Source organism: Terriglobales bacterium, from assembly GCA_035567895.1.
Lineage (GTDB): Bacteria > Acidobacteriota > Terriglobia > Terriglobales > Acidobacteriaceae > Gp1-AA112.
Genome location: DATMPC010000090.1, coordinates 128,913 through 141,213 on the forward strand (window position 1 = coordinate 128,913; position 12,301 = coordinate 141,213).

The 12,301-nt window shown below is 55.4% G+C and carries 11 protein-coding genes; 10 read left to right on the forward strand and 1 reads right to left on the reverse strand.

The window, feature by feature from the left end:
* Positions 1 to 71: 71 nt before the first annotated feature.
* The 6 genes from VNX88_19155 (at position 72) to fusA (ending at position 6,640) form a co-directional block, all read left to right on the forward strand.
* Complete coding sequence (locus VNX88_19155) at positions 72 to 1,274, forward strand: acetyl-CoA C-acetyltransferase (protein ID HWY70795.1); 1,203 nt, start codon at positions 72 to 74, stop codon at positions 1,272 to 1,274.
* 50 nt (positions 1,275 to 1,324) lie between these two features.
* On the forward strand, positions 1,325 to 1,744 hold the full coding sequence (locus VNX88_19160) for a GxxExxY protein (protein ID HWY70796.1): 420 nt from the start codon (positions 1,325 to 1,327) through the stop codon (positions 1,742 to 1,744).
* Between the two features lie 57 nt (positions 1,745 to 1,801).
* Positions 1,802 to 2,695, forward strand: a complete 894-nt coding sequence (locus VNX88_19165) for a 3-hydroxyacyl-CoA dehydrogenase family protein (protein ID HWY70797.1) — start codon at positions 1,802 to 1,804, stop codon at positions 2,693 to 2,695.
* A gap of 101 nt (positions 2,696 to 2,796) precedes the next feature.
* Entirely contained in the window at positions 2,797 to 3,579 is a 783-nt protein-coding gene (locus VNX88_19170; GenBank protein ID HWY70798.1) for an enoyl-CoA hydratase-related protein, read from the forward strand.
* Between the two features lie 207 nt (positions 3,580 to 3,786).
* Positions 3,787 to 4,140: a PilZ domain-containing protein gene (locus VNX88_19175; GenBank protein ID HWY70799.1), complete on the forward strand. Its 354-nt coding sequence runs from the start codon at positions 3,787 to 3,789 to the stop codon at positions 4,138 to 4,140.
* 367 nt (positions 4,141 to 4,507) lie between these two features.
* Positions 4,508 to 6,640: an elongation factor G gene (gene fusA, locus VNX88_19180; GenBank protein HWY70800.1), complete on the forward strand. Its 2,133-nt coding sequence runs from the start codon at positions 4,508 to 4,510 to the stop codon at positions 6,638 to 6,640.
* A gap of 45 nt (positions 6,641 to 6,685) precedes the next feature.
* On the opposite strand, the gene VNX88_19185 is transcribed toward fusA, so the two are convergent.
* On the reverse strand, positions 6,686 to 7,027 hold the full coding sequence (locus VNX88_19185; protein ID HWY70801.1) for a hypothetical protein: 342 nt from the start codon (positions 7,025 to 7,027) through the stop codon (positions 6,686 to 6,688).
* A 548-nt stretch (positions 7,028 to 7,575) separates the two neighbouring features.
* On the opposite strand from VNX88_19185, the gene VNX88_19190 reads away from it, so the two are divergent.
* The 4 genes from VNX88_19190 to VNX88_19205 form a co-directional block, all read left to right on the forward strand.
* Positions 7,576 to 9,261, forward strand: a complete 1,686-nt coding sequence (locus VNX88_19190) for a trehalase family glycosidase (protein HWY70802.1) — start codon at positions 7,576 to 7,578, stop codon at positions 9,259 to 9,261.
* Between the two features lie 383 nt (positions 9,262 to 9,644).
* Positions 9,645 to 10,934, forward strand: a complete 1,290-nt coding sequence (locus VNX88_19195) for a porin (GenBank protein HWY70803.1) — start codon at positions 9,645 to 9,647, stop codon at positions 10,932 to 10,934.
* A gap of 10 nt (positions 10,935 to 10,944) precedes the next feature.
* A complete protein-coding gene (locus VNX88_19200) occupies positions 10,945 to 11,139 on the forward strand; it encodes a hypothetical protein (protein ID HWY70804.1) in 195 nt (64 codons plus the stop codon).
* Between the two features lie 512 nt (positions 11,140 to 11,651).
* The coding region (locus VNX88_19205; protein ID HWY70805.1) for a hypothetical protein at positions 11,652 to 12,301 on the forward strand (650 nt) is incomplete at its 3' end.

Below are 12,301 nucleotides of genomic sequence, written 5' to 3' on the forward strand. Positions count from 1 at the left end.
CTGATACACTCAAAGGTTTGCTCTTAGTCGACTGAAGTATCCCTTCTCGACAGGCATTCGGATTGGATTCCATGCTGCAACCTACAGATATTGCCATCGTGAATGGCGCTCGCACGCCGATGGGCCGCTATTGCGGCAAACTGCGCGACTTTACTGCCATGGAGCTAGCAGCGGTCGCCAGCAAGGAAGCCATTCGACGCTGCGGAGTTGAGCCCGGCGAAATCGACCACGCCGTATTTGGAAACGCGCAGCAGACGTCGGGGGATGCACTGTACGGCGCACGCCACGTTGCGCTTCGCGGCGGTCTGCCCATCGAAGTTCCAGCGTTGACTGTAAACCGGTTGTGCGGATCGGGTATGCAGTCGATTGTGACTGCAGCCCAGATGATCCAACTCGGCGAGTCGAAGATCGCACTGGCTGGCGGGATGGAATCGATGTCGCAGGCGCCGCATGTCATTCGCGGAGCCCGGTGGGGCCTCGGCCTGGGCGAAGGCAAGATGGAGGATTCGCTCATGGTCGCGCTGCTCGACACTTACTGCGGGCTCTACATGGCGCAAACAGCCGAAAAGTATGGTGGACAGCACGGCATCACGCGCGAGATGCAGGACGAATTTGCTCTGCGCTCACAACGGCGAGCCGCCGAAGCGCAGAAGTCTTGCCGGCTGGGTGAGGAGATCACGCCGGTAGCGATCAAAGATCGTCGCGGAAACCCCACGGGCGAGATGTTCGAGAAAGACGACCATCTGCGCTCCGACAGCACAATCGAGGGACTCGCCAAGCTGAAGCCTTCGTTCGGCAAGGAAGGTACTGTCACAGCGGGGAATGCGAGCGGCATTGTCGATGGTGGCGCAGCGGTGGTATTGATGCCTGTCGCAGAAGCTCAAAAGCGCGGGCTGAAGCCTCTGGGACGTTTGGTGAGCTGGGGCATTGCGGGCGTCGATCCCAGCATCATGGGCAGCGGACCGGTTCCAGCCACGCGCGCCGCACTCAAGAAAGCCGGCTTGACGTTGGACCAGATCGATCTCGTAGAAGTGAATGAAGCTTTCGCGGCTCAGTATCTTGCCGTTGAGAAAGAGCTTGGTCTCGATCGCGAGAAGACCAACGTAAATGGGGGTGCGATCGCATTGGGGCACCCACTGGGAGCTACCGGAACCCGGCTGGTCATCACGCTGTTGTATGAACTTCGCCGTCGAAAGAAGAAATACGGTCTGGCGACAGCATGCATTGGCGGCGGGCAGGGCATCGCGGTAGTTGTCGAATCGCTCGCAGCCTAAGAACACCGGGGTGAACACGAAGGACACGAAGGTCACAAAGGATTCGAAAGATGGAGCAAGGTGCTCGACGGGCTCTTTCTGCAGCCGATCTTAGCCACGAAATCATTAAGGCCGCGCTGAAGGTCCATTCGGTTTTGGGTCCTGGATTACTCGAGAGTGCCTACGAAGCGTGTCTGCTTTATGAACTGCAGCGAGCGGGATTCAGGGTTGCTTCGCAAGTCCCTCTTCCACTGATCTACGAATCCGTGAAGCTAGATCTTGGATACAGAATCGACCTTCTAGTTGAGGACACGGTACTCGTGGAGTTGAAGGCGATTGAGGAAATTGCGCCAGTTCACAAGGCACAACTTCTCTCCTATTTGCGCTTAAGTAAGAAGAGTCTGAGACTCCTCATCAATTTCAATGTGACTCACCTGAAGGATGGAATCCATCGCATTCTCAATGGGGATGACTGGAGAAAGCCTTCGTGACCTTCGTGTCCTTCGTGTTCACCCCCGGGTCTTTGTGCAATTGGAGTGAGAGGAAGAATGCAGATCAACAAAGTAGGCGTACTAGGCTGTGGCCTGATGGGCTCGGGGATTGCGCAGGTCGCGGCGCAGGCTGGCTACGACGTTACTGTGCTCGAGGCTGAGCAGAAGGCTCTCGACAAGGGCTTTGCCGGTATTGAGGCTTCGCTGGCAAAATTTGTCGAACGTGGTCCGGAGAAGGGCGGGATCACCGCACAGCAGAAAGACGAGATTCGCGCCAGACTAAAGGGTACTCAGAAGAAGGAAGACCTTGCGCAGTGCGACATTGTTATTGAAGCCATCATTGAAAACATCGATGAGAAGAAGAAGGTGTATGGCGTACTGGATGGAATCGTGAAACGCGATGCGATCTTCGCGACTAACACTTCTTCGATCTCAGTCACTGAGCTAATGACTGCCACCAAGCGCGTTGATCGCTTTATTGGCCTGCACTTTTTTAATCCAGTCCCTCTGATGAAGCTGGTCGAAGTTGTGCGCACGATTGCGACTTCAGATGAGGTCATGAACACCGCAGTCGAGTTCGGCAAGAAGTTAGGCAAGGTGCCTGTGCGCACGTCCGACAAAACCGGGTTCATCGTGAATCGTCTATTGGTGCCGTATCTGCTCGATGCCATTCGCGCGTATGAAGAAGGCGTAGGCTCAATTCCCGATATCGACAACGCCATGAAGCTGGGCTGCGGGTATCCTATGGGTCCGTTCACATTGCTCGACTTTGTTGGACTCGATACCACCTACTACATTACGCATGTGATGTACGACGAATTCAAAGAGCAGCGCTTCGCCTCGCCACCTCTGCTCAAGCGACTAGTACTGGCAGGCTGGTACGGAAAGAAAACCGGCAAAGGGTTTTACGACTGGACAGACGCGAAGAATCCGGTGCCCGTGAAGTTGTGACGCGCAGCCCGAGCAATAGGCAATAAGCGATAGGCAATAGGCTTGAACCTGTCGCGATCTCCAGAGGCCATTTCTTGAATTGACTGCCGAGAACCCCTGCAATGACGTTTGAAAATATTCTCTTTGAAAAACGAAATTCAATCGCTTACATCACCATCAACCGCCCCAAAGTCCTCAATGCTCTCAATATGGCGACGATGGGCGAACTGCGCAGAGTATTTACCGATCTGAAACAAGATCGCGAGGTTCGTGTCGTGATACTCACGGGCGCTGGCGAAAAATCGTTTGTTGCTGGGGCTGATATCGGCGAGCTGCAGAGAAACAACCCAGTCGAAGCCAAGGAGTACACGCATCGTGGCCAGGCGGTGGTCGATCTGGTCGAGAATCTCGGCAAGCCGGTGATTGCTTGCATCAACGGCTTCGCGCTTGGCGGTGGATGCGAGATCGCGATGGCCTGCACCATGCGTCTGGCGAGCGAAAATGCCAAACTCGGGCAGCCCGAAGTGAAACTCGGGATCATCCCTGGCTACGGTGGAACGCAGCGTTTGCCGCGGCTCGTCGGAAAAGGCATTGCTATGCAGCTCCTGCTTACCGGCGAGATGATTAGCGCGCAGGAAGCCCACCGCATCGGCCTCGTGAACGAGGTGGTTCCAGCTCAGGAGCTAATTGCGCGTGCCGAAGTAATTGCCCAGGCGATCATCAAGAATGCTCCGTTGGCGATTCAGTATTGCCTGGAAGCCGTGAATCACGGCATGGAGATGCCTCAGCAGGAAGGTCTTTGTCTCGAAGCCACGTTGTTCGCCGTTTGTTGCGCGACCGAAGACAAGAAAGAAGGAACCTCGGCTTTCCTGGAGAAGCGGGCCGCGAATTTTTCAGGCAAGTGAATAACCTTAGATTTACTACTGCGCAATCTGAGTGCCTCATATACGTTGCAAGTCAGCCAATAAATAAAATCGTCACGCCAATAGCCGCCAGAGTGCAAAATTTGCAGAATCCCCTTCTATTGGCCTTGATCCCTGTCTGAAGAATCAGCTACTTACGCTTGGCACGTTGGCTGCAACCTTAGTGCAATGCCAGAACGGAGGTCATGCATGTTGCAGCAAAGCCATCTAGCAGTGGACATGATGCGCAGCGGACTCGATCGGCGCCGCTCTTCCACGCGCATTCTCATTGCGATTCCTGCAGAAGTGGTTTGCCCCGAGATAAGTCCCAGACATCATGCCGCGCTGGTGCGCGACATCAGCCTCGGCGGAGCGTTTCTATATTCCGGCTTCACACCTGCACTCAACGCGGAGATCACAGTGCACTTCGTCGTCCCGTTCGCTGGGAGGCGTGTACGAGTCACCTGTCATACCCAGGTTGTTCGGGTTGAAAAGTCTCCACAAGGCGGCGCGACCGGGTTTGCCGTGAAGTTCCGTAATCACGACGTCAGCGTCATACACTGAAGACGTCAGCGCCGGCTGTCCCCGCCACTGCAGCCGGAAGGTTTGAGCCGGGTCCGTTGTCCGTGTTACGATTCCGTTTCTTTTTCCAGGGCTTGAGCCCGTCTGCTGCGTCCCTCAGCAGCGTGTGATGTCCAATGGTTTTCCTCGCCACGACGCGAATGCTCGATTCCGCGCGAGCAGTGTGCGAGGCGCCCGATTTCCTGCAATCGAGGAGACGGCGCCCGGGCAGAGTAGAGTCGCGTCCGTCACTACGGACGCGAAGCTACCGCTCAGATTCCTGCCAGCTTTTCTCGCGCCACCCTGCCTCAGCCGCACTTAAACATCGAATTCCAATCACAGTTCAGTTCCGCAGCGAAAGGAGTCCTTCGTGAAGACCTATGAAAGCGCGAACCTGCGCAATGTTGCCGTCGTCGGCCACTCCCATTGTGGGAAGACATCTCTAATCTCGGCGCTGCTGTATACCGCGGGCTCAACTCCGCGTCTCGGGCGCGTGGACGACGGATCGGCGACTACCTCCTGGGACGAGGAAGAGATCGCGCGGCAAATGTCGATTACGATCACGCCCGCGTACTGCGAGTGGGATAAGTGCAAGATCAACCTGCTCGATACGCCCGGCTTCAACATGTTTCTGCACGAGGCCAAGGCCGCGCTGGTTCCCGCCGAAGCGGCGCTCGTAGTAGTCGATGGCGTAAGTGGCGTCGAAGCCATGACAAGCCGTGTGTGGGAGTACGCGGCCGAGATGGACATGCCGCGGATCATCGTGGTGAATCGCATGGATCGCGATCGTACCGACAAAGAACGTGTGCTTGAATCGCTGCGCAATGCTTTTGGACGACAGGTCGTGCCCGTGTTCCTGCCCATAGGTAGCGAACGCAATCTTACTGGCGTCGTAGATCTGGTAACCATGAAGTCTTACACCTATTCCATGGGCGGCAATGGAAAAGGCAAAGAAGGGCCGATTCCGCCTGAACTCGCAGAGGAAGCAAAAGCAGCCCACGAAGCGTTAGTTGAACTAGTTGCAGAAGGCAAAGACGAGCTGATGGAGGAGTTCTTCGAGAAGGGAACGATTCCCGAAGATCATCTGATCGGGGCGTTGCATGAGGCCATTCGTGAGGATCGAATATTCCCAGTTTTGTTTGCATCTGGGCTAGGCAACATTGGCACCGACCACATCCTGGATTTTCTCGTCACGTACGCTCCGACTGCATCCGAAAGTGCGCCGATACGCCTGGCTCCCGCCAGTGCCGCAGGAAATGGCGCGAGCGCAAATGGTGCCGCCGCAAATGAAACGCTCAAGGTCAGTGATTCCGGGCCGCTGGCTCTGTATGTCTTCAAGACCATCTCCGATCCTTTCGCTGGGCACATATCCTTCTTCAAGGTCTTTTCCGGAGTCGTGAAGAACGACGCAACCGTGCACAACTTCACGCGCAATCTGGCGGAAAAGTTTTCTCATTTGTCCGTCATGCAGGGCAAGACGGCAGTCAATGTCAGCGAGTTGCACGCGGGCGATATCGGAGCTGTAGCCAAGCTCAAGGGAACCTTGACTGGAGATAGTCTCGGAGACAAAGCTCGTCCGTTAACCTTCCCGCAAGTCACCTTTGCCGAGCCTGCTATCACGTTCGCGATCGAGCCCAAGACGCGAGCCGACGAAGACAAACTGGCGAATGGTCTCCACAAACTAATGGAAGAGGACCAGATGGTGCGCTTCTTCCGCGACGCGCAAACCAAGGAATTTCTTATTGCCGGCACCGGCCAGCAGCATATCGAGGTAATTGTTTCCAAGCTGAAGAAACGCTATCACACCGAAGTGGTGTTAAAAGCTCCGAAAGTTCCGTACCGGGAAACGATTCGCGGCAGGGCCGACGCGCACGGACGTCACAAGAAACAAAGCGGCGGACACGGGCAGTTTGGCGATTGCAAAATCAAGATGGAACCGCTGCAACGTGGTAGTGGATTCGAGTTCGTCAACGACATCTTCGGCGGAGCCATCCCGAAGAACTACATTCCAGCAGTGGAAAAGGGAATCGTGGAAGCTGCAGCCCGAGGTCATCTCGCCGGGTTTCCTGTCGTCGACTTCAGAGTGACGCTTTATGACGGCTCCTATCATGATGTTGATTCCAACGAACTCTCATTCAAGATGGCCGGACGCCTGGCCTTCCGACAGGGCATGGACCAGGCGAAAGCAACCCTCCTTGAGCCAATCATGCACGTCGAGATCTCTATTCCAGACGAGTTCGCCGGCAGCATCATGGGCGATTTGAATTCCCGCCGCGGTCGCATCCAGGGCATGGACAACAAGGGCGGAAACACAGTAGTCAAGGCCGAAGTTCCCATGGCCGAGATGCTCACGTACGGCGTCGATCTTACTTCGATGACACAGGGCCGTGGCAGCTTCTCGATGGAAATGGACCACTACGACATCGTTCCCGGAGCCCTGCAGGAGAAGATCATTTCCGCCGCGAAAGCAGAGCGCGGCGAGTTGGTCGAGGTAGAAGAGTAGACGACGGCTTCTGCTAGGCCTGGTGGGTGCCGAGGTTTCGCGGACCTATCTTTCCCGCTTTGGCGGCCTAGGCCGATCTGATTTTGGCGGCTTCGGCACAGTCAGTCGCGGCGGTTTCGGACTCTTCGGTGGTTTCGGCAGTGCAAGTTTCGGACGTTTCGGAGATTTCAAGACCGGCCAGAGCGTATCGGGGATTGGGCCGGGAGTGGGATCCGGTGAAGACTTCAGCGCGATATCAGCGAGCTGTAAGTAGTAGCTGTAAGGGGGCTCGCTCAGGCCGCGGCGACCGCGTTCGCCCTTGATCGTGCGTTCGAGGTCCGGCGCAATCCACACGCCGCGCGATGTCACCTTGTGGGCGCGGACCCGCGCCTTCTTTTTCCGACCCATTCCTACGCTGCCATGTGTGGAGTTGTTTCACTCCACAATACTAAAAGGGACGGTTATATCGCCCTTTGATTGGCATGGAATTCGCACCTTAGTACAGGAGTCATGAATGGAACGCGCGCATAACCAATTCGGTGCTAATTCCCTGCTCAGGGTAATCGCAGGGAAAATTGCAGCGAAAAAACTAGGGAATTTTTTATTTTGGAGGAAACCCGCATGGATACTGGCGATGCGCAAAGAGGCAGGGAATTTGCAGGGAATTTGCAGGCAATTCTATCTTGCGCCGAGTCATCTCGCCGCTGGCTTGCAGAAGGGCTCGCAATGTCGCAAGTCTGCCCAGTGCGATTGACGTTTTGAGATTGATTTGCGCGAACCATCTGAGAGAATCATGAACCGGGAAAACGACTTTGACAACAACTGAATTGAAGCAGCAGTGTGGCACAGCCGCCCTCGGCTGTGGCTCTGCCCAAGCTCGACCCAGGCGAGGGCTATGCGACAAACAGGAAGCGCTAGTCTTGGGTCAATCATTTTCGGTCAACAAAGACACCAACATGAGACGAAAGTGGCTCCGCCTAGCCCACGCGTTAACGGTGGTTTGCCTTGTTGTTTTATCTGCGTCAGAACACGGTACAGCTCAGAGCACGCCCACCGCACATCCGCTGACGGCGGCGCAGATCAAGGAACTCAAGGACTACATCCACTTCGCCTGGACTACCTTGAGACGCTCCCAGACCGAATGCGCATCCCTGGTCGACACGAAGTTAACCACCAAGCCGGTGCTCTACGTCCCCGCCGACATCCCAATCCCGCCGGCAGTCCAGGCGCTGGAATCCAAATGCGGCAATCGGGTTGTGAAGCTGCCACGACCAATTCAGAAGATGGGTGACGTAAAAGTCTCCGAGGTTCAGCCGCCCGGTCTCCTGTATCTGCCGAATCCCTACGTCGTTCCCGGCGGACGCTTCAACGAGATGTACGGCTGGGACAGCTACTTCATCATCCGCGGCCTGGTGCAGGATGGAATGCTCGAACTTGCCGGCGACATGATCGACAACTTTTTTTTCGAGATCGAGCATTACGGCGCGATCCTGAACGCGAATCGCACCTACTACTTCACGCGCTCCCAGCCTCCGTTTCTCACATCGATGATCATGGACTTCTACCAGGCGGCGACCAAGCAGCCCAAACCGCTCGCGGATGAGAAGTGGCTCGCCCGCGCCTACGGCTATGCTGTTCGTGACTACCAGCTGTGGACTCGAGATCCGAAGCTCGCAGGGAGCACAGGGCTCTCGCGCTACTTCGACCTTGGAGAAGGCCCGGTTCCCGAAATGGGAGACGATCCTACGTACTACGCCGACGTTACCAGCAGCCTGCTCGCGATGCCTGACAGCGAGGCCGATGGCTACATAGGCTCGAGCGACGGCAGCAAATCCGCCCAGAGCGGTCCGCAGTTTCAGATCGAGGTATGCGCCGCTCAAGACACCGCCGCCGCGCCTCGTCATTGCGCCGAACCCAAGCGCGTGAGCCTTGCGCGTGATTACTACAAGGGCGATCGCGCCATGCGCGAGTCCGGATTCGATATCTCTTTCCGCTTTGGGCCGTACAGCGGCTCAACGCATCACTACGCTCCCGTCTGTCTCAACAGCCTGCTCTACAAGGCCGAGCAGCATCTCGCGCGCATGGCCGAGATGCTCGGACGCGCAGAGGAATCCGCACGGTGGAAGCAGCTCGCGGAAGCCCGCAAGGAGGCGGTCAACAAGTATTTCTGGAATGCGCGGGCAGGAATGTATTTCGATTACGACTTCCTGCACGATCGTCAATCGAATTATTACTACGCGACTACCTTTTATCCGCTGTGGGCAGGCCTCGCGAGCGCCGAGCAGGCGCGAGCTGTAGCCCGCAATCTGAGCCATTTCGAGCACGCAGGCGGAATCGCTATGAGCGACCGCATCACCGGCATGCAATGGGACTTGCCATACGGTTGGGCCCCGTTGCAGTTGATCCCGGTAGAGGGCCTTCGACATTATGGATTTAACGAAGATGCCGATCGTATCGCCCAGGAGTTCGTCTCTGATGTGTACGACAACTTCAAACGCGATCAAACCATTCGCGAGAAGTACGACGTAATCACGCGCTCAACCACTGCGCAGGTCTCAGCCGGATACAAAACCAACGTTGTGGGATTTGGCTGGACCAACGGAGTAACGCTGGTGCTGATGAGGGAGAAGGGCTCGCAGTGAGCATATCGGGTTCGCCGCGCTGGCAGCTTCTAACGTTGTCGCGTTTTCGATCACGTCGATCCGTGTATCGGCCCAGGAAGATACTTTATGAAGGCCTCGCATTCTCTCTAAAAAGTGCTATCGGCGCCACTTATTACATGAATCAGTCTGTGTGATTAGCACAATAACTGATCCTCGAGATAATCAACGCTTATAATCTGCGTTTACTATCCTTCCGATAACTACAGCCAATACTTATCTAATAAAACCAAGCTACTCTTATCGAAGGTATCTGACATATGTATTGGACGAAGATATCTTTATGCACATAGTGTTGTCGCTCATTACTCATGCTAGCCCGTTTTCGCGATAAAGCATGACACCTTAAAAAGTGAGTGACTAACATGAAAAGTTACCGTCGTATTGGGATACTAGTGTGTTCACTTTCCCTTAGTTGCCCCGTCTTATCGCGAGCGCAGACGGACTCTGCCGGCACTAAGCCGGTCGATTTGACCAGCCGCGTCGAGGAGCTCCAGAGAGAACTCGACGACGTGCGCGCCCAATTGGCAGCGCTCAAAGAAGCTCCCGCTCACGCAGCCGCGTCGAGTCCTTCGGCGGCTTCGGCATTGGCTTCCAGCTCGAGCAGCTCTACCTCGATCGCCAGCCTGCTCGGTCCCACATCGTTGAGCGGATTCGTCGACATGTACTACGGATACAACGCTAACCAACCGGTCAGCCGCAGCAATTCATTTCGTAGCTTCGACGCGCTCTCGAATCAGTTTGCGTTGAATCTGATAGAGCTCGTAGTGGACAAAGCTCCGGAAGCCACCAATAGCAGAACCGGGTATCACATCGCTGTGGGCTATGGCCAGGCGATCAATGCGGTCAATGGATCTGATCCGGGGGGCTTGGGGTTCGATCAGTACCTCAAAGAAGCTTACTTTTCCTATCTCGCGCCTGTCGGCAAGGGTCTGCAAGTTGACTTCGGCAAGTTCGTGACTCCGGCTGGAGCCGAGGTCATCGAGACCAAGGACAACTTTAACTACTCGCGTGGACTGCTTTTCTCCTACGCGATTCCGTACTACCACTTCGGCATGCGGGCAAAGTACGCCTTCAACGACAAGTATTCGCTCACCGGGTACGTCACAAACGGTTGGAATAACGTCGTAGAAAACAACACCGGCAAGACCTATGGCATGAGTCTGGGTTGGAACCCGACGAAGAAGCTAAACATCGCTGAGAACTACATGGCGGGTCCGGAACAGGCTTCTAACTCCAACTGGCGCCAGCTTTGGGACACGGTTGTGACCTATTCGGCTACCTCAAAGTTAACGCTGATGGCGAACACCGATTACGGCCGCGGGGACAGAATAGCTGGCGTCATTAATCCGGTTTTCTGGACTGGAGTTGCCGGATACGTGAAGTACGCTCCAACCGATAAGTATGCCTTTGCAACCCGGTATGAGTACTACAACGATCACGACGGCTTTACCACCGGCACGCCGCAGCATTTCAACGGGATTACTGGAACGTTTCAGCGCACCGTCGCCAGCCACATCCTCACTCGTCTTGAATTTCGGCGTGATACCTCGAATCAACCGACTTTCGTTAAAGGTAATAACTTGCCTGTCAAAGCCCAGAACACGGCTACTGCGGGACTTGTATTCATGTTCGATAGTCGTGAAGCGAAGTAACTTGACCTTCATGAATCGTCACGAAGCGGCGACGGGACGTTTGCGATACTTGGCCGGTGTGGGGATGGGATTATCCGGCTTGCTGGTGGCTCTGCTGAGGTTTGCTCGACATCCAATCGCAGCGGTCCTGGTTGTTCTGGGCGCCATGGCGCTGTTTTTCTACTCGGCTGTTGGTCTGTTCAAGCCGGCAGGCGGTGGGGTATGAGTACGAGGGAAAGAGCGTGGTTGCGGTTGAGCGATAAGAGATTCCTAGGTTCTAAAGTGGAATATCCGTCTGGTCTCACAATGACACTGTCATCCCTGCGCTCCGCAGCCACGCCGCCGCCGGCACGAAGCATTCAACCGCGGAGCGGGGGATCTGCTGTTGTTCTTGCGGTTGCATCCTTGCGGAGCGCAAAGAAAGCAGATCCCCCGCTCCGCAAGGCAATTCGCTGAAACCGTAAATGGCGTCGGGGCGGAGCCAGGGATGACAGTGTGCATAGGGATGCGAGGCTCGGGCAGTTCAGTACAAGGCAAGAGCCATTACGCACACCGGAGCTAAACAATAAGTTAGGAAGTCAAAGAAATTAGGTTTGCTAATACGCCTGATAAGCAAAGTAAATGAAAGAGAAAGTAATAGCTGCAAACAGAAATATGTATTGGACCTATGCGCGACGTTGCTAGTAGTGTTCCCATGCATTACTGTACGCCGCCCAAAATCTCTAAAAGAGGAATGCAATGAGTGTCATGAGAGGACAACCGACAAAGCTATCTCTATCGGCCAAACTATCCCGCCTGTCTGGCCGGATGCGCGATTCTGAATGGCGGCGATACGGAACACTGCTGCTCGCAGGTAAAGGGATCGGTATCGGTTTGGTTCTACTGATCGTTGCTTTTAGCTCGGGTCTGCTCGGCACGCGAGTGCTGGCTGCGGAAACCGGAGTTAAAGCCTCAGATATCGTGAATCCCATCAACACGGTGTGGACGCTGATTGCTGCCTTCCTGGTGTTTGGCATGCAGGTGGGTTTCACGATGCTCGAGGCCGGCTTCTGTCGAGCGCGCGAAACTGTGAACGTGTTGATGGAATGTATCGTCGACACTTGTCTCTGCGGCATCCTCTTCTACGCATTCGGCTTTGCCTTCATGTTCAGCCACGGTAACGGCTTCATCGGATACCACTGGTTCTTCCTCAAAGACGCTCCGACAACCTACGAAGCAACCGGCGTTGCCTTCATGGCTTTCTGGCTATTCCAGTTTGCGTTCGCCGACACTTGCTCGACGATTACTTCCGGAGCGATGGTTGGACGCACGGGGTTTGTTGGCGATCTCCTCTACAGCGTCGCAGTCTCTGGTTTCATCTATCCGATCATCGGGCACTGGGCGTGGGG

Bases quoted from the DNA above. Each gene is read 5' to 3' on its own strand.
- VNX88_19155 (HWY70795.1), top strand. From the start codon at position 72: ATGCTGCAACCTACAGATATTGCCATCGTGAATGGCGCTCGCACGCCG.
- VNX88_19160 (HWY70796.1), top strand. From the start codon at position 1,325: ATGGAGCAAGGTGCTCGACGGGCTCTTTCTGCAGCCGATCTTAGCCAC.
- VNX88_19165 (HWY70797.1), top strand. From the start codon at position 1,802: ATGCAGATCAACAAAGTAGGCGTACTAGGCTGTGGCCTGATGGGCTCG.
- VNX88_19170 (HWY70798.1), top strand. From the start codon at position 2,797: ATGACGTTTGAAAATATTCTCTTTGAAAAACGAAATTCAATCGCTTAC.
- VNX88_19175 (HWY70799.1), top strand. From the start codon at position 3,787: ATGTTGCAGCAAAGCCATCTAGCAGTGGACATGATGCGCAGCGGACTC.
- VNX88_19185 (HWY70801.1), bottom strand. From the start codon at position 7,027: ATGGGTCGGAAAAAGAAGGCGCGGGTCCGCGCCCACAAGGTGACATCG.
- VNX88_19190 (HWY70802.1), top strand. From the start codon at position 7,576: ATGAGACGAAAGTGGCTCCGCCTAGCCCACGCGTTAACGGTGGTTTGC.
- VNX88_19195 (HWY70803.1), top strand. From the start codon at position 9,645: ATGAAAAGTTACCGTCGTATTGGGATACTAGTGTGTTCACTTTCCCTT.
- VNX88_19200 (HWY70804.1), top strand. From the start codon at position 10,945: ATGAATCGTCACGAAGCGGCGACGGGACGTTTGCGATACTTGGCCGGT.